General features: G+C 65.1%; 17 protein-coding genes. 5 read left to right on the top strand and 12 right to left on the bottom strand.

The features are described from left to right. Positions 1-189: 189 nt before the first annotated feature. The 5 genes from QZX93_RS18755 to QZX93_RS18775 all read right to left on the bottom strand — a co-directional run bounded on the left by QZX93_RS18755 (position 190) and on the right by QZX93_RS18775 (position 5,551). Positions 190-1,920, bottom strand: coding sequence for a nickel-dependent hydrogenase large subunit (locus QZX93_RS18755; RefSeq protein ID WP_295385697.1), 1,731 nt, complete (start codon positions 1,918-1,920; stop codon positions 190-192). Beyond that, positions 1,917-3,194, bottom strand: coding sequence for a (Fe-S)-binding protein (locus tag QZX93_RS18760; protein WP_295385700.1), 1,278 nt, complete (start codon positions 3,192-3,194; stop codon positions 1,917-1,919). The genes QZX93_RS18755 and QZX93_RS18760 overlap by 4 nt, the downstream gene beginning before the upstream one ends. Then, positions 3,191-3,853 carry a hypothetical protein gene (locus tag QZX93_RS18765; RefSeq protein ID WP_295385702.1) on the bottom strand — a complete coding sequence of 221 codons (663 nt, stop codon included), beginning with the start codon at positions 3,851-3,853 and terminating at the stop codon, positions 3,191-3,193. The genes QZX93_RS18760 and QZX93_RS18765 overlap by 4 nt, the downstream gene beginning before the upstream one ends. Continuing rightward, complete coding sequence (locus QZX93_RS18770; RefSeq protein WP_295385704.1) at positions 3,850-4,950, bottom strand: hydrogenase small subunit; 1,101 nt, start codon at positions 4,948-4,950, stop codon at positions 3,850-3,852. The genes QZX93_RS18765 and QZX93_RS18770 overlap by 4 nt, the downstream gene beginning before the upstream one ends. Positions 4,951-5,062: 112 nt before the next feature. Then, entirely contained in the window at positions 5,063-5,551 is a 489-nt protein-coding gene (locus QZX93_RS18775; protein WP_295385706.1) for a HyaD/HybD family hydrogenase maturation endopeptidase, read from the bottom strand. Positions 5,552-5,662: 111 nt separating this feature from the next. Between QZX93_RS18775 and QZX93_RS18780 the strand changes: the two genes are divergently transcribed. Next, positions 5,663-5,911 (top strand): HypC/HybG/HupF family hydrogenase formation chaperone, encoded by a 249-nt coding sequence (locus QZX93_RS18780; protein WP_295385708.1) that lies wholly within the window; start codon positions 5,663-5,665, stop codon positions 5,909-5,911. Between the two features lie 11 nt (positions 5,912-5,922). Here QZX93_RS18780 and QZX93_RS18785 read toward each other — a convergent pair whose 3' ends face one another. After that, the gene (locus QZX93_RS18785; protein ID WP_295385710.1) at positions 5,923-6,408 is read right to left on the bottom strand and encodes a hypothetical protein; all 486 of its coding nucleotides are present in this window, start codon (positions 6,406-6,408) and stop codon (positions 5,923-5,925) included. Positions 6,409-6,645: 237 nt separating this feature from the next. On the opposite strand from QZX93_RS18785, the gene QZX93_RS18790 reads away from it, so the two are divergent. Beyond that, complete coding sequence (locus QZX93_RS18790; RefSeq protein WP_295385712.1) at positions 6,646-7,083, top strand: DUF29 domain-containing protein; 438 nt, start codon at positions 6,646-6,648, stop codon at positions 7,081-7,083. 412 nt (positions 7,084-7,495) lie between these two features. Here QZX93_RS18790 and QZX93_RS18795 read toward each other — a convergent pair whose 3' ends face one another. Both QZX93_RS18795 and QZX93_RS18800 read right to left on the bottom strand, forming a co-directional pair. Beyond that, entirely contained in the window at positions 7,496-8,509 is a 1,014-nt protein-coding gene (locus QZX93_RS18795; RefSeq protein WP_295385714.1) for a Na/Pi symporter, read from the bottom strand. A 23-nt stretch (positions 8,510-8,532) separates the two neighbouring features. Beyond that, a complete protein-coding gene (locus QZX93_RS18800) occupies positions 8,533-10,398 on the bottom strand; it encodes an alpha/beta fold hydrolase (protein WP_295385716.1) in 1,866 nt (621 codons plus the stop codon). Positions 10,399-10,758: 360 nt separating this feature from the next. On the opposite strand from QZX93_RS18800, the gene QZX93_RS18805 reads away from it, so the two are divergent. Continuing rightward, positions 10,759-10,929 carry a hypothetical protein gene (locus QZX93_RS18805; RefSeq protein WP_295385718.1) on the top strand — a complete coding sequence of 57 codons (171 nt, stop codon included), beginning with the start codon at positions 10,759-10,761 and terminating at the stop codon, positions 10,927-10,929. A gap of 611 nt (positions 10,930-11,540) precedes the next feature. On the opposite strand, the gene QZX93_RS18810 is transcribed toward QZX93_RS18805, so the two are convergent. Both QZX93_RS18810 and QZX93_RS18815 read right to left on the bottom strand, forming a co-directional pair. Then, positions 11,541-14,684, bottom strand: coding sequence for an ATP-binding protein (locus QZX93_RS18810; RefSeq protein WP_295385720.1), 3,144 nt, complete (start codon positions 14,682-14,684; stop codon positions 11,541-11,543). Then, positions 14,681-15,937 (bottom strand): PAS domain S-box protein, encoded by a 1,257-nt coding sequence (locus QZX93_RS18815; RefSeq protein ID WP_295385723.1) that lies wholly within the window; start codon positions 15,935-15,937, stop codon positions 14,681-14,683. Before QZX93_RS18815 ends, QZX93_RS18810 begins: the two co-directional genes overlap by 4 nt. A gap of 646 nt (positions 15,938-16,583) precedes the next feature. On the opposite strand from QZX93_RS18815, the gene QZX93_RS18825 reads away from it, so the two are divergent. Both QZX93_RS18825 and QZX93_RS18830 read left to right on the top strand, forming a co-directional pair. After that, entirely contained in the window at positions 16,584-16,730 is a 147-nt protein-coding gene (locus QZX93_RS18825) for a hypothetical protein (protein WP_295385725.1), read from the top strand. Beyond that, positions 16,724-17,266 carry a GGDEF domain-containing protein gene (locus QZX93_RS18830; protein ID WP_295385727.1) on the top strand — a complete coding sequence of 181 codons (543 nt, stop codon included), beginning with the start codon at positions 16,724-16,726 and terminating at the stop codon, positions 17,264-17,266. Before QZX93_RS18825 ends, QZX93_RS18830 begins: the two co-directional genes overlap by 7 nt. A gap of 52 nt (positions 17,267-17,318) precedes the next feature. Here QZX93_RS18830 and QZX93_RS18835 read toward each other — a convergent pair whose 3' ends face one another. Both QZX93_RS18835 and QZX93_RS18840 read right to left on the bottom strand, forming a co-directional pair. Further along, a complete protein-coding gene (locus QZX93_RS18835) occupies positions 17,319-17,951 on the bottom strand; it encodes a hypothetical protein (RefSeq protein WP_295385729.1) in 633 nt (210 codons plus the stop codon). Between the two features lie 76 nt (positions 17,952-18,027). Further along, positions 18,028-18,708: an AAA family ATPase gene (locus tag QZX93_RS18840; RefSeq protein WP_295385774.1), complete on the bottom strand. Its 681-nt coding sequence runs from the start codon at positions 18,706-18,708 to the stop codon at positions 18,028-18,030. Positions 18,709-18,977: the final 269 nt, after the last annotated feature.

The following is an 18,977-nucleotide window of genomic DNA, read 5'->3' on the forward strand; positions in this document are numbered from 1 at the left end:
TGTGTTTCCGAGCGATCGGGCCGCACTGGGGTGCGGCGCTCCCAGTGCCCCTGCGCTCCGTGTCGCGCAGACCAGTGGCCGGCAGGATGAGCAAGAGATTGTTCTGGGTGGTTGCAGCCCCGGGAAGCGGGAGCCTCCGGGACTGGCGTTACCAAGCGGAGCTTGGTAACGAGGGCTACTCTCGCGAGATCAGGTCACCTTGATCTCGATCCGCTCCCCACTGTCGGGATCGGCCAGATGGACCGCGCAGGCGATGCAGGGGTCGAATGAGTGGATGGTGCGCAGGATCTCCAGCGGCTGTTTCGCATCGGCCAGTTGGTGATTGTCCGCCAGCGCGGCCTCGTAGGCGCCAGGCTGGTTGGCGGGGTCGCGGGGGCCGGCGTTCCAGGTGGAGGGGACCACCGCCTGGTAGTTCTCGATCAGGCCCTCCTTGATGACGATCCAATGACCCAGTGCGCCGCGCGGGGCCTCCATGAAGCCGGCGCCGCGGGCATCGTTCGGCCAGGTGGCGGGGTCCCAGCGCCCCTCGTTGAAGGTGCGGTCATCGCCCGCCTTGATGTTGGCGATGAGTGCGTCATACCAGCCCTGCATGGCGTCGACCAGAATCTTGGTCTCCAGGGTGCGGGCGGCGGTGCGCCCCAGGGTGGAGAACAGCGCACGGGGTTCGAGCTTGAGGGTCGATAATGTCGAATCGACAAGCTCCTTGGTCTGGGCATGGCCGGTGGCATAGAGCATGAGCACCCGCGCGAGCGGTCCGACCTCCATCGCGTGGCCCTTCCAGCGCGGGGCCTTGAGCCAGGTATAGCCGTCGGTGACGTCGAGTTGGGAGTAGGGCGGTTTGACCCCGCCGCGCCCGTCGTAGTCGAGCGTGGTCTCGCCGGCGTAGGGGTGCAGACCCGCGTCCTTGCCGCCCTGGTAGTCGTACCAGGAGTGGGAGACGAATTCCTGGATTTGGGAGTCGTCGTGCAGGTCCACCTCGTGGATGGTGCTGAGATCGCGGTTCAAGATCACCCCGCGCGGGAACAGGAAGCCCGCCGGGTCCATGGTCCCGGTGGCGGGCAGGTCGCCATAGCAGAGGAAGTTGCCGAGCCCCTCGCCGCGCTGGAACCACTCCGGGTAGAAGCTGGCGATGGCGAGTGTATCCGGCACATAGACCTGATCCACGAACTGCTGCATGGCGGCGATGACGGTCTGCACCTCGGCAAGCTTCTTGGCGTTGATGGCCGAGTCCGAATTGAGATCGATGGGGCAGGCCACGCCGCCCACGACGAAGTTGGGGTGGGGGTTCTTGCCGCCGAAGATGGCGTGCAGGCGCGCCGCGTCGCGCTGCCAGGCCAGCGCCTCCAGATAGTGGGCGACGGCCATCAGGTTGGCCGCGGGCGGCAGCTTGTAGGCCGGGTGGCCCCAATAGCCGTTGGCGAAGATGCCGAGCTGGCCGGAGTCGACGAAGCCCTTGAGGCGCTTCTGCACATCCCGGAAATAGCCGGGGGAGGACTTGGGCCAGGGGCTGATGGACTGCGCGAGGGTGGAGGTGGCCTCCGGGCTTGCGCTCAAGCCGCTCACCACGTCCACCCAGTCGAGCGCATGCAGGTGGTAGAAGTGCATCACATGGTCGTGGATAAACTGGGCGCCGATCATCAGATTGCGGATCAACTGGGCACTGGCCGGCAGCTCGATCAGCAGCGCGTCCTCCACCGCGCGCACCGAGGCCAGGCCGTGTACCAGGGTGCAGACCCCGCAGATGCGCTGGGCGAAGGCCCAGGCGTTGCGCGGGTCGCGGCCCCTGAGGATGGTCTCGATGCCGCGCACCATGGTGCCTGAGCTGTAGGCCTGCGCGATCTGGGCGCCCGCCATCTCGACCTCGATGCGCAGGTGGCCCTCGATACGGGTGATGGGGTCGACGACGAGGCGTTCGCTCATGATGGACTCTCTTCTTTATCGACCAGGTGCTCGGCGATCAACTCGGTGAGACCGATCACCGGGATGTCCATGTTGAAGTGCTCCAGACCCTCCTCGAGCTGGGTCCGGCAGGAGGCGCAGATGGTCACCATCCGCGCCGGTTCCACCTCCTCGATCTGCGCCTTCTTACGCTTGAAGGCGGCGAGTTTGAGCCCCTCCGCCCGCTCGTTGGAACTCACCCCGCCGCCCGCGCCACAACACCACTGGAAGCGGCCGTGCTCCTTCAACTCGACAAAGTTCTCGGCCACCAGGTCGATCAGGTGGCGCTGCTCGTCGATGACGCCGCTCTTGCGCGCCAGGTTGCAGGGGTCGTGCATGGACAGCCGGTCCAGTTCCTTGCCCGCGGTCTTGATGCGGCCCGCGGCGCGCAGTTGGTCCAGCACCTCGACGATGTGGAAGACCTTGAACGGGTAGGATTTGCCGATCAGGTTCGGACCCTCCCAGCGGATGGCGGTGTAGGCGTGACCGCACTCGGGGCTGATGACGTTTTTCACCCCGAGCGCGATGGCCGCGTCCACCACCCGCTGCACCAGGATCGCCGCCACGTCCTTGTTGCCGATCTGGATGCCGGCGTTGGTCGCCTCGAAGCACTGGGTGCTCAGGGTCCAGGCGACCCCGGCGTGGTCGAAGATGCGTGTAATGGCCTCCAGATACTCGGGGAAGTTGATGACCTCCATGGAGGAGAGCATCACCAGATAGTCCACGCCGGCCTGGTCGATCGGTACCGTCAGCCCAGTGCTGGTCTCGACATGGTTGATCTGGACCTGGAGCGTCTTCCACTGGAGCCCCATCGGGCTGCCGGTCTGGACCGCCCGTACCGCGGCGCCGATCAGCCCTTCGGGCGCGTGGCCGGAGGCGACCATGCCTTCGCGCGACTTGCGCACCATCGCCTGGATGTCGTTGCCCACCGGGCAGACCAGCGAGCAGCGTCCGCACATGGAGCAGGAGTCATAGATCAGCTCTTCCCATTGCGTCAGCATCTCATCCGTGACCTTTTTGTTGAGCCCCAGCAGGCCCTTGAGCCGGCCCATCAGGGTGAACTCGGCGGCCCAGATGCGGCGCAGGGGTTCCAGCTTGAGGATGGGCGTGTACTTGGGATCGCCGGTTTCCAGGTAGAAGGGGCAGGACTGGGCGCAGATGCCGCAGTGGACGCAACTGGAAAAGAAGGCGGCGACGGGCCCGTCGATCTCGGCCCGGAAGGCGGCCAGGCCGCGTTCAAGGGTGAAGTCACTCATGATTGGACTCCCCGGCGGCCGAAGCTGGCCCCGTTGTACCAACGCGCGATAAATGCAGTGAAGATGTGCGTGAGCTTGGTGAAGGGTAGAACGATCAGCAGCACCTCGGCGCACAGGATGTGCAGGCCCAGTGCCAGCGGATAGGGGGTGACGATCCGGTTGTAGGCCAGGTAGCCGGAGAGCGCCACCAGGAAGACCACCGCCCACAGCAGATAGTCCTCCACCGTGCTGATGCGCCGCTTCACCGGGTGGGTGAGGCGATGGACCAGGGTCGCGACCAGGGCGACCAGGGTGACGGCGGTGATCAGATCGACCGCCGGGTTGGGCAGACCCGGCCAGGACAGGCCTAACAGGCTCTTGATCAGCGCGATGTGTGGGATGAAGAACAGCAACGTCACGATGAACCCGAGGTGCCAGAGCCACCCCACCACCACGTTGAAGGGTGCGCGCTTGATGGTACCCGGGTCCGCGATGGTGCGGCTGAGGACGGTGCGCAGGCCCGGCAGCCATTCACCCGCGCGGGGTTCCGAGTAGTTGTGCTTGCGCCCCATGACCAGGATCTCCAGGAGGCGCGCGGCCAGCCCCAAGGCACAGATGCCGATCGCTAAGGTGAACAGCGGGCCCTTGGTGAGCAACAAAAAGTCCATCGGGTCGATCATAGTTTTTGCTCCAATTCGTCGACCGTAACGGGCTGGCGGTCGGCCGCGTCGGCCCTGACCCGTTGCTTGGCCTTGGTCGCCACCACGCCGCCGATCGCGGCACCGGCCGCGCCGGCCGCCAGCAGGGCCTGCTTGGGCACGCCGGTCGGCACCGACAGCGGCGTATAGAAGCCGCCGGCGTCCCAGAAATGGGGTTCGGAGCAGCCCAGGCAGGGGTGCCCGGCCTCGATCGGCCAACTGGTGCCCGAGTTCCAGCGCATAGTGGCGCAGGCGTTGTAGGTGCTGGGGCCCTTGCAACCCAGCCGGTACAGACACCAGCCGGCGCGCGCGCCCGCGTCGTCGAAGGTCTCGGCGAACAGGCCCTTGTCATAGAAGGGGCGGCGATAACAGCGGTCGTGGATGGACTGGCCGAAGAAGGCCAGCGGGCGGTGGTATTGGTCCAGTTCCGGCAGCCGGCCGAAGGTCAGGTAATGCACGAGTACGCCGGTGATCACCATGGGCACGGGCGGGCAGCCGGAGACATTGACCACCGGCTTGTCCTTCACCACGTCCATCACCGAAACCGCCCCGGTGGGATTGGGGTCGGCGCCCGGCAGGCCCCCGAAGGCGGCGCAGGTGCCGACCGCGACCACCGCCGCCGCCCCCTGGACGGCCTCCATCAACATGGCGTAGTTGCTGACGCCGGCGATGGTGGAATAGCCGGGGTTGGAGTCTGCGCCCGGCAGCGAGCCATCGACGATCAACAGATACTTGCCGTGGTTCTCCTGCATCGCCTGTTCGCGGGCGGCCTCGGCGGCGGTGCCGGCGGCGGCCTGGAGGGTGTGGTGATAGTCGAGCGAGATCGTCCCCAGGATCAGGTCCTCGATGGTCGGGGAATGGCTCCGGGTCAGTGACTCGGTGCAGCCGGTGCATTCCTGGAAGGAGAGCCAGATCACGCTGGGGCGGCGCGCCGCCTCCAGGGCCGCCGCAATGGCCGGGACCGCGCCCGGCGGCAGCGCCATGAGCGAGGCGATGGCTGCGCAATAGTTGAGGAAACTGCGTCGCGAGATGCCGTGCTCGCGCAGTCGCTCACCCAGACTCGTATCTTTGACTGACATGGTCCCCCCTCAATCAGGCTGATCAGGACGGTTGCCCGGCGCCAGCGTCAGGCGGTCGTCGAATGCTTGGGAATATTAGCGCTTTTTTCTGGACGCGAGCGGTTTTATGGGGTCAGCGTTGGGCGCCGTCTTGCGCATCCCAACGTGTGAGCAGTGTGCGCACCTGCGCCATGGCTACCGGGACCGCCGCAGCGACCGCCGGGCTGAGTCCGTCGCCCCAGTCGATCACCGCGGGCTCGATGCCGATCAGTGCGCGGCGCGCGGGCAGGCGCTCGGTGAGCCGCACCATGTCCATCAGGTCGGCCAGGCTGACCTCGTGTACGCTGGTGGCGGGCCGACTCACCTGGCGGTCCATCGCCTCGCCCTCGAAGACCCGCACGCGGCCGGGGGCCTCGCCCATGGCGGCGGCGTCGACCACGATCAGGCGGTCGCACGCCTCGATGGGCGGGGCCAGGGTAAAGCTCAGGGTCCCGCCGTCGATGAAGCGCAGCGGGGCGGCGGGGTCGGTCTCGGACTCCAGTCGCGCCACCACCGTGGGTCCAGCGCCGTCATCGGTCAGCAGCACGTTGCCGAGTCCAAGGATCAGGGTGGTCTGGGTCATCGGGCCGCTCGAGTCGTCAACAATGTTGGTCGCGAGGCAAGTCCTGCCTTGCCCCGCGCGGCCCCGGCGCCTAATCTGTAGCGCTATGCCAGGGTTCGGAGTGTTCTTATCGTGTGTCTCGGCATCCCAATGCAGATCCAGTCGATCGACGGCTTCCTTGCCCGCTGTACCGCCAAGGGCGCCGAGCGTGAGGTCAACCTGTTCATGCTCCAGCACGCGCTGCCGGCCGTCGGCGACCATGTGGTCGTCCAACTGGGCTACGCCATCGAGTGCGTCAGCGCCCAAGACGCGGCCGCCGCCTGGGCCATCTACGACGAGATGCTGGCCGCCGACGGCGGTGGCCAACAGGCAACTCTATGATTTTGAAATAATTAACCCTGAGCGAAAAACGCATTCGCGATGGCATACTGACGCCCGACCTCGCTCTCTTCGGTCAACTCATCGGATTCCATCATTGCGCAATTGATCGCCATGCGTGCCTGCACCGCGGCCCGCCAGGCGCGGTTCTGCCGCTCGGTCTTGTTGTCCGCTGGGGGCGTCTCCGGTGTCGACTCGGGCGCCAGGGCGGCGGTGGCGGCGGCGGCGACGAAGTGATCGGCCTGAGCCAACCAATCCGTGTCCTTGCCGCACTGGGTGTAGGTCCTGATCGCATAGCCCCGGGCGGCCTTGAAGGCGTCTTCGAGCTCACCCGCGGTGGGGTCCTCGCGCAGTGCAGTCGCGATGGCGCGGTTGACGCGCTCGTCGTTGCAGAGGTGCGCAACGCCCTGGGCGAAGCGGGCGCCGAGCCGCCGCTGTTGCTCGGCGGTGAGCGACTGGAGGGCATCGCGCAGTTCGTGATCGTTCTGGATCATGGTCATGAGACGGGCTCCTCAAACCTGCTGGTGACAGATCGGGCACTCGGCACCGGGAAGCGCGCCCCAGGCCGTCGCCAGAATATCAGCAAATGCCAATGTGCGCAGCACCGACCTGGCTTACCCGACCCCCAGCGTCGGGCGACAGCGCCCCCCGCTTGCCCGTCACCCGCGCCGGGCATAAGATCGCAGCCAGAGCCGGCACGGCCGGTTGACCTTTCTATCCGTTCATCGGTGATCAGCATGACGGCCGCCAGATACGAAACAGACGTGGTTGCCTGGTCGAATGAGCAGGCACGCTTGATCCGTGCGGGACACTTCGACCAACTCGACCTTGAGCACATTGCCGAGGAAATAGAGGACGTGGGCAAGAGCGAACAACGGGAACTCGCCACCCGCATGGCGGTCTTGATTGCCCACCTGCTGAAATGGCAGTATCAGCCGGGACGCCAAAGCGCCAGTTGGCAGCGCACCATCAAAGAGCAACGGCGGGCGCTCGCCTTTCATCTGAAACAGGTCCCCAGCCTGAAGCCCAAGCTTGCCGATCCCGAGTGGCAAGAGGCGATTTGGGCCGATGCGGTCACGCTCGCCATCAATGAGACCGGCATGGGCGGGTTTCCTGACCAGTGCCCTTGGGCAGTGGCAGATATCCTTGCGCAGGAGTGGCTCCCTGCGGGTTGAGTCGTCGTTACAGCGTCGGTGAGACGCTGCCAGCGGTGATAGGGCGTTGATCATCCTAGAAAGAGCAGTTGTCACGCCAAGGCGCCAAGCTCGCCAAGGCTTTTCAGTGCGTTATGAGCGTTGCGCCATTCACCCGGAGGGTGATCTGGATAGTGGCTCTACCCGATTGTATTTCTTGGCGAGCTTGGCGCCTTGGCGTGAGCAATTCCCGGGTTTAGGATCATGGTTCCGGCCAGCGGCCAACTTCTGGAGTCCAAGGCTTTAAGCCTTGGTCTTCTCCAGCCAAGACTGAAGCCTTGGACGGCCTCGATCAAGATTCCGGCCACTTGGGTTCGCCCGGTGCGTAGTCAGGCCATCTTGGCCTGACACCGTCAGGGCTGGAAGCCCTGACTACGCACGCCGCTGGCCGGGATTATGATCGAGGCCCCTTGGACGTCGACCCCGGGGTCGCCGCAACGACGATCGAGGACTCGTCCGCGGTGGGCGGGAATTGGCGAGCGAGTAACGCGGCAATCGGATCGTGAATGACGATATAAATCAGCGCCGCGCTCAGGTTCAATAACAAAAACGCCCAGGCCGCCTGCAGTGCGGGATCCGGGCTGAGCCGGGCGATCGCGGCCATGACCAGCGGGATATGCAGGTAAAGTTCAATATAATACAAGAGGATGAAAAGCGCCGCACCGGTGACATTGAAGAGATTCACGAACCGAACCAGTTGACGGGCCGATCCGGTGAGCGCGGCACCGAGCAACGCCTTGAAGGCGGTCGAGCCCAGCGCGGCGCCATAGGTGACCAGTAAGACCTCCTCGCTCGTCAGAATACCGCCCTTGGCCAGGCCGATCGCCACCACCACGACGGCGGTCGAGGATTGCACGATGAATCCCAGCAGGACGCCCACGAAGATGTTCAGTCCATGCCACTCACCGGCCACGGCCAGGACCCGCACGAACCAGGGCTCCGCGCGCAATGGGCGCACGCCATCCAACATCATCTCGATGCCCAGAAAGATCAGCCCAAGTCCGAACGCGACGCTCAGGATGTTGCGCAGCCGCTCGTCTTTACTGAAATAGAGCAGGATGGACGACACGCCGACCAGAAAAAAGACCGCCGTCCGGATCTTGAAGGAAACCAGAAAAGGTATGAGACAATTGCCGACGCTGAAACCGGTCAGGATGGAAATCGCCTGACTCGCGCTCACGCTACCGACCGAAATGAGGCTCGCCAGCGTGAACATCGCCGCCGATGTACTCTGCAGTGCCGCACCGGCGCCGAGTCCCAGTAAAAGCGCCTTCCAGCGCGGCGACATATACCGCGCCGCCAGGTGGAAAAACCGGGGGCCACCAATGCGCTTGAGTGAATCCGACAGTAGATTGATGCCGGTCAGCAATAACCCGATGCCTAACAATAAGAGTGCCAGCGATAGCATGCTATTGCTTGCGCCTGCCGTTCTCAGGTGCCCAACACATAGGTCCCCGGTGCCGCGCAGAGTGGATAGAGGCCCTGGTCGGGCGCCCCCAGCGCGGGTGGCGCCACGCGCTGCTCGGCCGAGTGTTCGGTGAGCCACCGCTGCCAGGCCGGCCACCAGGAGCCGCTCTGGGTGGGGGTCGTCGCCTGCCAGGTATCGGGATCGATATAGCAATCCCGCTCGCTGCGATGGGCCATCTGATAGCGGCGCCGGGCATGCCCGGGCTCGCTGACGATACCGGCATTGTGACCGCCGCTGGTCAACAGGAAGGCCACCTCGTCGGCGTCCGTCAAGAGATTGATCTTATAGACCGAACGCCAGGGCGCGACATGATCCCGCTCGGTGGCGACGGCGAAGATCGGCGCGCGGATATCGGTGATGGCGATCGGGCGGTCATTGACCTTGTAATGGCCGCTGGCCAGTGCGTTATCGAGGAAGAGCTGGCGCAGATATTCCGAATGCATGCGGAAGGGCAGGCGGGTCGGATCGGCATTCCAGGCCATCAGGTCGTTCTGCGATTGACGCTGACCGAGCAGATAGTCATGCACCAGTCGCGACCAGATCAGGTCATTGGAGCGCAGCAACTGGAAGGCACCGGCCATCTGGTCGGCGTCCAGGCCGCCTTGATCCCACATCATGTCCTCCAGAAAGGCGACTTGACTCTCGTTGATGAACAACAACAGCTCGCCGGCCTCGCTGAAATCGGTCTGGGCGGCGAGCAGGGTCAGTGTCTTGATGCGGGAATCGCCGTCGCGCGACATGGCCGCCGCGGCGATGGCGAGCAGGGTGCCGCCCAGGCAATAGCCCACCGTGTGGACCTGGTGTCCCGGCAGGACCGCGGAGACGGCATCCAGCGCCGCCATCACGCCGCTCTTGCGGTAATCCTCCAGGCCCAGGTCGCGGTCCTCCGGGGTCGGATTGATCCATGAAATGGTGAATACCGTGTGCCCTTGCTCCACCAGATAGCGGATCATGGAATTGTGGGGCGACAGGTCGAGGATATAATATTTCATGATCCAGGCGGGCACGATCAGGATCGGCTCGGCATAGACTTGCTGACTGGCCGGCTGGTACTGGATCACCTCCATCAGATGGTTGCGGAAGATGACCTGCCCCGGCGTGATGGCGACATCGCGCCCGACCACAAACTGCTGCGCGGTGTCGTCCGGGGCTTGACCGCCGGCCTGACGCTTCATGTCGGCCATGAGATTGGCCCAACCGCGGACCAGATTCTGGCCGCCTTCCGCCATGGTGGCCTTGAGTATTTCCGGATTGGTGAGCGGCGAGTTCGATGGCGAGAACATATCGAGGATCTGCCGTGTCACGAATGAGACCATGGCCTCGTCCTGCCGGTTGACCCCGCGGTTGTCGGTGGTGGCGTTATGCCACCATTGCTGGGTGAGCAGGAACGACTGATAGATCAGGTTATAGGGCCATTGCTGCCAGTCCTCGCCGGCGAACCGGCGATCCTGCGGCAGCGGTTCGATACAGGGCGGCGTCTGGTGGTCATGCAAGGAGTCGCCGGAATAGAGCGCCAACCGCACCAGCTTGCGCACCGCCTTTTCGGTCAACAGCGCCTGTTTGCCCGGCGCCAGACCCAGGTGAATCATCCAGTCGAAATAGGCCATCGCCAGCACCGCCGGGGAGATACCGCCGGTGGCGCGCGCGATGTTGGCGTTGACCATCCGGTCGATGGTCTCGGGGATATGGGCGCCGAGCAACGAGCGCTCGATGCCCTCGCGGCGGCGTGGCGGGGGCGGGCGGTCGGCCGCTCGCTCCGTCTTCGGGGGCGCCGGCTCGGCGACCGGAACTGCGGCGGCGGTCGGGATCGTCTCTTTGGGGTCAGGCATGGCGGCTTACCTGCGGCGGTCGGAGCGGATGGACTTGGGCGCCAGGCAAGGTTGCAGCAACGCCCGATGCAAGGTCTGTGCAGTCTCGACCGCCGAAGCATAGCGCATCCGCGCGGCCGGGGGGGCTTGGGTGCGCCCTTAGGAGCGGCCCCCTGGCCGTGACGGGTCGCTGAGATGATCCGCGGTCGGAGCTCCGACACCGGCCGCTGGCTAGCAACACGTCAACGCCCAGTACATCCACACCTGACCGTTTGCTGAAGGTCACGCTCAGGCGTTGTCTAACCGCCCTCCCGTACGCTGTGCCCAAGGTCGCGATCAACCGCGCCCCGATCACGCCAAGACAGCGTCAGGAGATCAGCCATGTACACCTACCCAATCCACTCCCGCGACTCACGTACCACTCAGCAGTCCCGGACCGCGCGGCCGTCCAAACCGGCGTCGCGCGACAGCATCAAGCAAGACCGGGCGGTCGCCGACATGATCGCCCGCGCCTTCAACGAGAACGCGTCGCAGCTCTATCGCGGTATTTGATCGACCTGCCGAACTCGCCCAGTTCCCCCCACTGCGTCCGGAGTCGGCGCCCTAACGCCGGCACAGTTCCCCCCACTGTGCCGGCGTCAGTGCCCCGACTCCGGCCAGTCTCGCCCGTCCGCCGCGGTGGCAAGGCCTCCGCCTATGCACGCCACCTTGCTGACCGGAGCCCTGTGAAGCATCGTGTTTTCAGGTGACTGCGGGTGCAATGGGGTACTAGCCGATCCCAGATGGCTCCCCTGGTAACACGACCGTTTGCGTCCAAAAGGTATTGCCTCATGAACGTCTCACCCTCCTCAATCTGGGTGCAGGACCTGATCATCCTCGCCGTCGTGCTGGCGGTGGTGGCGGCCGCGCTGCTGGGTTGGCTATGGCGGCCTTGGCTTTGATGTAGTTATCGGTCGAGCGAGTTGTCTACTGGTGACGGTGCAGGCACCGGCAAGGCCGGAAGCGACGGGAACTGCGACACCATTACAGCGGCCAAGTCGGCCAGCAGGCCGCCGGTCGCGGTCACGCGGTCCCACTTTCGCGGCGAGCAAGGATCGTCAGGCTGTGAGCGGCCGAACAACGGCCGCTGTGGCAACGAGAGCCGCCCGACTCGGCGGGGATTGTCATCCGGAACCAAAGGTGCAACCGCTCTCCAGCGCATGACGCAGCTTCCCTCGCACGTGCTCCAACGCGTCCGCGAGGCGCAGCGCCTGGGCGGGCGCTTCGGGTCCCTGTCGATGTAAGGCCGCCAGCACCGACTCGGCCAGTATGCGCACATCGCTGACCCCAAGGTTACCCGCCGCGCTCTTGAGCGTGTGGGCGATGCCTTGCATCGCCGCCGTATCCCCGTCTTGAACCGACTGACGCAGGCGCTCGGGGTCATCCGTATGTTGCTCCAGGAACAGCGACAACAGGTGCGCGTAGAACTCCAGGCGATTGTTCGTGATCGACAACCCTTGCGTCAGATCCAGGCCATCGATCGCGGCGAGGCGCGTGTGCAGAGTATTGGCCGCGGCGCCCGCGACCGCCGCGTCAGCAGCAAAGGCCGCGCGGCCGCCAGGCGGCAGCCACTTCAACAGCACCGCATACAGGACGTCTGGGTCGACCGGCTTGGCAATGAAGTCGTTCATACCGGCGGCCAGACAGTTGCGCCGGTCCTCATCGAAGGCATTGGCCGTCATCGCCAGAATGGGCACCTGACCCCGGCCCGGCAGGGCGCGAATCGCCCGCGTGGCCTCGATCCCACTGAGTTCCGGCATCTGCATGTCCATCAGGATCAGGTCGTAGTCTTGGGTACGCACCTGCTCGAGCGCCTGGCGACCATCGGCCGCGACATCGATTGCGAGGCCCACCGCGCGCAGGATCTCGCAGGCCACTTCCTGATTGATCGCGTTGTCCTCGGCCAGCAGGATGCGCGCACCGGCGCGGGTGCGGGCGAGCTCGGCGGCGGCGTCCTTGGCCCGCACCGTGTCCGGCTCGGTCTTGGTGCCCTGTCCGCGCCGAAGCTCGGCCGTGAACCAGAAGCGGCTGCCCTTGCCCGGTTCGCTCACGGCACCCGCATCGCCACCCATCAGACGTGCCAGCCGGCGCGTGATGGCCAGCCCCAGCCCGGTGCCGCCATAGCGGCGCGTGGTCGACTGGTCGGCCTGCTCGAAGGCATCGAACAATCGGGCGAGTTGGTCCGGCGCGATTCCGATCCCGGTGTCCTCGACCTCGAAGCGCACCCGCAGCCGCTCGCCGTCCTCCTGCTCTAACCGGGCACGGATGGCGATCCGACCCTGCTCGGTGAACTTGACCGCATTGCCGGCGAAGTTGAGTAACGCCTGGCGCAAACGGGTCGGATCGCCGCGCAACCACAGCGGCACGGCATCGCCATCCGTCTCCACCGTCAGCCCCTTGGCCCGGGCCGACTCGGCGATGAGTGAGTCGACGTGTGCCAGGATCTCCTGCAGGGCAAAGTCCGTTTCCTCCAACTGCATGCGACCGGCCTCGATCTTGGACAGGTCGAGGATATCGTTGATGATCGACAGCAGGTGATAGGCCGCCGCGTTGATCTTGGTCAGGTGCTCGCGCTGCCCCTGCGTCAGCCCCGATTGTTGCAGCAGATGGGTCAGCCCGACGATGGCGTTCATCGGCGTGCGGATCTCGTGGCTCATGTTGGCGAGGAAGGCGCTCTTGGCCGCCTCCGCGCGCAGCCGCGCCTCGGACAGCTCGGCGGTGCGCTCCGCCACACGCTGCTCCAGATCGCGGTTGAGCAGGCGGACATGCGCCTCGCTCTCCCGCAGGGCGGCCAGCGCCGTCTGCGCCTCGCCCAGGGCGGCATTGGCGTCCTGCATCTGATTGAGGATGGCGAGCCGTGCCCGCTGCTGTTGTTGGAGCGCGGCGGCGTGTGCCTCAGTCAGTGCCTGCTCGGCGCGTTTGCGCTCGGTGAGGTCCAAAACAAAGGCAATACGGCTCAGGGGCTGCCCGTGCGCATCGCGCATGACGGTGATATCGAGCAGCACTGGGTAGCGACGACCGTCTTTGCCGATGTGCTCCATTTCAAAGACGCCATGGGAGGTGGCATCCAGGGTCGCGATCATGGCGCGCGCCTCGGCGGCGCGGTCGCTGGGAAAGAGTTGCCGGATCGGCATACCAACCATCTCCTCGCGCTCGTAGCCACGCTCACGGGCAAAGGCGGGGTTGACCGCGGTCACGGTGTTGCTGCGGGCGTCCGTGATGACGAGTCCCAACTGGGCCTGTTCGAACGACTCGGCCCAGAGTCGCAGTCCCGCCTCGCTCTCGCGCAGGCCGGCCGAGGCGGCGTCGAGCAGGCGCCGGGCGGCGGCGATCTCGAGGATGGCCGGCGCCCGCGCGTCCGCGTCCGCGGCAGCGCGCGTCAGCGTCGCCACCGCGCGCGCCAGCCGCCGACTGGCCGCCAGGCCGCCGAGCACGCCCGCCAGCGTGGTCCCCAGGAGTCCCAGCCCCAAGGCGGTACCGGTCACCAGCAGGGGCGCCCGTGCAACCGCGCGCGGGACCTCCACCGTCACGGACCAGGGTGAGACCGCCGAGCGGACCTCAAAGCGCCCGGCCGGGTCCACCTCGCGCGCCGCGTCGAAGCCCGGCGGCGTACGGCGGGCGATGACATCGCCGCGACCGTCGCGCAGGCTCACCACCCAGCCGGCGGGCAACGCGACTTGGTCGAGGCGCCGCTGGAATTGGCTGGTCTCAAAGGTCGTGACCAGGACGAAGGCGGGCTTGCCCTCGCGCAACGCGGGCACGGCGATGGCGACCAGGGGTTCCTGCGCCACTGGACCGACAAAACTGTCGCCCACCGCCGGCTTGCCCGTTGCCACCGCGGCGGGCGCGGCGGCGTGGCCCTGGGGTCGGGGCAGCAGTGGCAAGGGGGCGCCGAAGGGCGAGCGGGTATTGAATAGCATGTGCATCGGCTCGCCGACATCGGCGAGGATGACATGGCTGCCGAAGCTCTCGCGGAAGCCCTGGGCCTCCTGGTAGAGATCGCCCCAGCGTGCCTGGTCGTCCAGCAAGGGGGAGACCGCCAGCATGTTCAGGGCGCGTATGCGGGCCTCCAGGCGCTGGTCGATCGCGGTGGCGATGTTCTGCGCCAACCGCGCGGCCTCCCGATTGCGCTCGGCCTGCTCGGTGCGCAGGCTGTCGTAGGCCAGCCACAGCGCCAGCAACAACAGCGGCAGGATGCACCACCAGATCAGCCAATGCAGAAAGGTCTTGAGCGGCATCGCCGCGTGTTGTTCGCCGGCATCGCTCATGGCACTGGACTCCCGGCGGGGGGCTCAACCGTCTGCGCGAAGGACAGGTCGAACGGCGGCTCCCGGCCCAGTTGCCGCGACAGCGCGTTGACCTGGCGTTTCAGCGCGATCATCTGTAGCTCGCGCCCGATCGCGGCCTGATTGAAGCGCTCAAGCTCCTCATTTTTCTGCCGTAGCGCCTCCTCGGCCTGCTTCTGCTCGGTGATGTCGTTGCCGACGGCCAGTATTCCGGCCACCTCGCCGTGCGCGTCGCGCAGCGCCCGGTTGGTCCAATGCATCCAGACGCGGCGGCCATCGCGGCAGATATTTTCATTGATGTTGTTGAGATAACGCTCCGGGTGGTTCGCGATGTCCTCGACCAGACCGGTCAGGTCCGCCCCGCTGGAGTCCTGCGCGGGCACCAGCAGGCTGACGGCCTCGCCGATCGCCTCCTCGGCCCGCCAACCGAATAGCCGCTGGGCAAACGTGTTGAAAAAGGCGATCCGGCCGTCGGGCGCCCAGCGCAGGATGGCGCTGTTGGCGCTTTCCACCAACTCACGGTAGCGCTGTTCGCTCGCGATGGCGTCCGCCTCGGACTCCTTGCGCGCCTGGATGTCTTCGATCACCGAAATGAAATAGTCCGGCGATCCGTCGGGCTTGCGCACCAGGGCGACGGTGAGCTTAACCCAGACGAGGCTGCCGTCCTTGCGCAGATAGCGCTTTTCCATCGCATAGGTGGTCATGTCGCCCGCGAGCAACCGGCGCACATGCTCCAGGTCTTGTTCCAGGTCGTCCCGATACGTGATGTCCTGAAAGGTCCGTTCCAGCAATTCGTCATGGCCGTAGCCGACGATCTCGCACAGCTTGCCGTTGACGCGCAGCCAACTGCCGTCCAGCGCCACCAGCGCGATGCCGACCGCGGCCTGCTCGAAGGTGGCCTCGAAGCGGGTTTCGCCACGCGCTTGCGCCTGACGCAGGCGCTCGAAGAAGAACGCGAACAAGGCGCCCATGACCAGGAATACCAGGATGGGGAAGGTCGCGGTCGGCGCATCCAGGGCGAAGGAGCTGGGCGGCGGCATGAAGACATACCAGACAAGCAGGGTGCCGATCGTCGTCCCGGCGAGCCCCCCCCACAGCCCGCCGATCCAGGCGCTGAAGTAGGCCGCCGGGAAGAACAGGAACCAGGCATAGGGATCGAGATAGTCCCAGAGCAGCCATTGCACGCCACAGACGGCGAAGGGCAGCAGGATGGCGAGGAGCAGCCGCAGTTTCATGAGCGATCCCAATTGTCAAAACGACCATCAGAACAGGCAGTTTACAACCCAGTGAGCGTGCGGCGCGTTGACGTATTGCCCCGTCCAGGCGATGTCGCCCGGGGACCTCGCGGCGATGCGCGGGCGGACAGCACGGGAATTTTACCGGGGCGCGCGCCAGTACCCTGTGTAATTTACTCGAAGCGTCGGTCGCGGCGATGGCAGCGTGATTTTAGGTGGCGCAGCCACGATCCGCTATCGGTCTGCGGATCGGGGTGCGTCCAGCCTCCGGTCTTGCGTGCTAGGCTCTCGTCGCGCCTGGAGATTTGATCGAATGGACCGGCCACGTCGGAGCGTTTTTTTGGCGTCCAGTTCTACCTCGAAGACCTGCGGGGCCGCCCCGTCGATCTGGTCACAGAGAAGGCCCCGCGCCCCGAGTTGCGACCCCACATCGAGCGGGAGGCGGTTCATATCTGAGACCGGCGGCGGTCCACGCGAATGGGCCAGGCGCGGGGTTCGACGCCGCGCTCCTCAGGGCTGACGCCAGCGGGCCCGAGGGTCCGGTCCTGCAACCACGCAGAGGTATGATTGCAAGACCTGTCCGCAGGCTTACAGGTCCCGAGCGTTATCGTGGTACGTCCCCTATTTCTCACGCGAACTGGTCCGGTTGGCCCGCGCACTGGAGTCGCTGGGCAAGTCAGGCGAACTGGCCGCGGTAGCGGGCCTGCTGGCCGATCTGGAGACCGAGACCGGCCGCGTCCTGCCGGCGCTTGCGCAGTTGCGGGAGACCGGGGGCGGCGACGCGGCATGCTGATTGCCCCCCGCGACCAGCCCTACCGCGCCCTGGTGGTAGACGACGACCCGGTGCTGCTGATCGCCATCCATCAATTCATCGCCCGGCTCGGGTTCGAGGTCCAGAGCGCCAACAATGGCCAGCACGCGCTCGAACTGTTCATCGACCTGGACGGTTTCAAGGGGATCAACGACACCCGGGGTCACGCGGCCGGCGATCGGGTGCTGTGCCAGGTGGCCGCGCGCCTGCTGGAGGTGGTGCGCCGCCCCGATACCGTGGCGCGGCTGGGCGGGGACGCGTTCGCGGTCCTGCTGCGCGATGTGTCCGAGAACTCCGGGGTCCTGGCGTTGGGCGAGCGTCTGCTCGCGGCCATCTGTGCGCCCATCGCGCTACCCGATGGTCCGGTGGGTATCGGGGCCAGCATCGGTATCAGCCTGTTCCCGGCGAATGGGCCGGACGGCGCCGCCCTGCTGCGCCGCGCGGACGAGGCGATGTATGAGGTGAAGACTGCTGGCAAGCGGGGGGGCGCGCTGGCGACGTTGCTCACGCCAGTGTAGGGCGCCCTGAAGGGCGACCTATGCAGGTCCGTAACCGGAACGATGATGACGGTTATTGCGGCTTGGCTGAGACGATCAAGTATTCCAGGCGTTCACGAAACTTCCGGAAGCTGGGCATGTCGATCCTGAACACATCAACTTCTCCGCTCCCCACCTTCTCGGCGAGGAGCGAGCTGGTCGGTTCCTCGCTCAGCTCATTTTTGAGTTGCGTCTTCAGGTTATTCGCCGCACTGTCATTGCCGGACTCATCCTCAATACGTGCGCAGTGTTGGTAAGGCTGGTTCGCCTTCAGCGCACACAGGAGCCAGGCCTCTGATTTCGGCTTTGGAATCATTGGAACACCGAAATGGAAGCCCTCGACGTTGAAGCCGTTGATCATCGAATCCCATTTGTCCTGCCAGAGTCCTCGCCTTGCCGATCGCGTTCCATCTGCATCGTGGAACAATACTGCAACAACCCGCTCTCCAGACTGCGCCGCGAGATCGCAAGCCATTCGCGCCAAAGCCCTGGCAGGACGATAGAAGAGCGCGGTTTCCTGCTTTCGTTTTTTGCCGGGAAAGGTTTTCGGCTTCAGGGTCTTGGCCTTTTCATCGAGCGTCCCCTCGGAGACAAATCGGACCAATCCGGTCGCGATAGGCGATTGCTGTAACGTCTTCTCGGCGATTTGAGCGACGATCCACGCCATCGGACCTGGCTCGAACCGATCGCCTTGGCATGGGTCCGGACCCTGGCACCGGCCCATATCGCTCGGTCCTTCGCCGCTAACGAGGAACAGCACGACCGGTATCCTGGTCCGCGGCGGGCATTTCCGCAATCTCCTCATGCAGTCGTGAAAGCTCAGTGTCCGCGAAGGCCTCTCCAGGCCCCATGACCTCCAACTTACGGGCTAAAGAGGGAATCGAGAAGAACGGCACCGAGCGAGTCGCGCCTTCGGGTGTTTTGTAGATGTACTGCACCCCCGCACGGGCCACATCGTCTTCGAGATAGTTGAGAATCATGGGGCTGTGGGTGGTGACCAGGATCTGCTGTGGTGCTCGGATCAGGGTGTCCAACAGGAACTCGACCAGTTCAGGGTTGATGCCGTTCTCGATCTCGTCAAACAGGAGGAATTGCGTATCCGTCAAGAGCTCCGCCAGAATCGCCATCAACCGCAGCATGCCGTCGTTGACCTGGCGTGCCTCGGTCCTCAATCGACGATCGCCGAATCGCTCCTGAACCGTGAGTTGTTTCCATCCCGAACGCAGCGATTGGGTGCTGAGGGATTCCAATTGCGGGTAACATTGGCGGAGCTGCTCGACCAACTTTTGTCGTTGAGCCGTCGATAACTCGTGCAGAAACGCCGACAGCCGCTCTCCCCCAAGGCCGAGTCCACCTCCGCTGTCACGGGTGCGCTGCCTAAGGTATTGAGGTGCGAGCAGGTCAAGCGACGTTGTCTGTTGCATGAACTCTCGGAATCGCATGACCTGCTTAGACATTGAGCTCCTTTTTATTTGGGAGAGAATAGAGCCCTGGTGTTTGAATAGGATCTTGATCGATTCCCTCACGACCGTTCCTGTGGAGCCTATATCCGAAACCTCGAATGTTGTCAGGTTCCCGCCCACTACGGTTGATAGATCCCCGCCTTCTACACGAAAAAACTCGATACCTCCGACGACTAGTGATTCCTGGGTGCAATGTAATAGTGTGCGATTGAAAGTGCCTCGCCAATGGA

The organism is uncultured Thiodictyon sp. (assembly GCF_903946935.1).
In the GTDB taxonomy this organism is placed as follows: Bacteria; Pseudomonadota; Gammaproteobacteria; order Chromatiales; family Chromatiaceae; genus Thiodictyon.

Coding starts and splice junctions, on each gene's coding strand:
- QZX93_RS18805 (WP_295385718.1), top strand. CDS start 10,759: ATGTACACCTACCCAATCCACTCCCGCGACTCACGTACCACTCAGCAG.
- QZX93_RS18795 (WP_295385714.1), bottom strand. CDS start 8,509: ATGCTATCGCTGGCACTCTTATTGTTAGGCATCGGGTTATTGCTGACC.
- QZX93_RS18790 (WP_295385712.1), top strand. CDS start 6,646: ATGACGGCCGCCAGATACGAAACAGACGTGGTTGCCTGGTCGAATGAG.
- QZX93_RS18770 (WP_295385704.1), bottom strand. CDS start 4,950: ATGTCAGTCAAAGATACGAGTCTGGGTGAGCGACTGCGCGAGCACGGC.
- QZX93_RS18775 (WP_295385706.1), bottom strand. CDS start 5,551: ATGACCCAGACCACCCTGATCCTTGGACTCGGCAACGTGCTGCTGACC.
- QZX93_RS18755 (WP_295385697.1), bottom strand. CDS start 1,920: ATGAGCGAACGCCTCGTCGTCGACCCCATCACCCGTATCGAGGGCCAC.
- QZX93_RS18835 (WP_295385729.1), bottom strand. CDS start 17,951: ATGGCGTGGATCGTCGCTCAAATCGCCGAGAAGACGTTACAGCAATCG.
- QZX93_RS18765 (WP_295385702.1), bottom strand. CDS start 3,853: ATGATCGACCCGATGGACTTTTTGTTGCTCACCAAGGGCCCGCTGTTC.
- QZX93_RS18785 (WP_295385710.1), bottom strand. CDS start 6,408: ATGACCATGATCCAGAACGATCACGAACTGCGCGATGCCCTCCAGTCG.
- QZX93_RS18830 (WP_295385727.1), top strand. CDS start 16,724: ATGCTGATTGCCCCCCGCGACCAGCCCTACCGCGCCCTGGTGGTAGAC.
- QZX93_RS18810 (WP_295385720.1), bottom strand. CDS start 14,684: ATGAGCGATGCCGGCGAACAACACGCGGCGATGCCGCTCAAGACCTTT.
- QZX93_RS18840 (WP_295385774.1), bottom strand. CDS start 18,708: ATGCAACAGACAACGTCGCTTGACCTGCTCGCACCTCAATACCTTAGG.
- QZX93_RS18815 (WP_295385723.1), bottom strand. CDS start 15,937: ATGAAACTGCGGCTGCTCCTCGCCATCCTGCTGCCCTTCGCCGTCTGT.
- QZX93_RS18800 (WP_295385716.1), bottom strand. CDS start 10,398: ATGCCTGACCCCAAAGAGACGATCCCGACCGCCGCCGCAGTTCCGGTC.
- QZX93_RS18760 (WP_295385700.1), bottom strand. CDS start 3,194: ATGAGTGACTTCACCCTTGAACGCGGCCTGGCCGCCTTCCGGGCCGAG.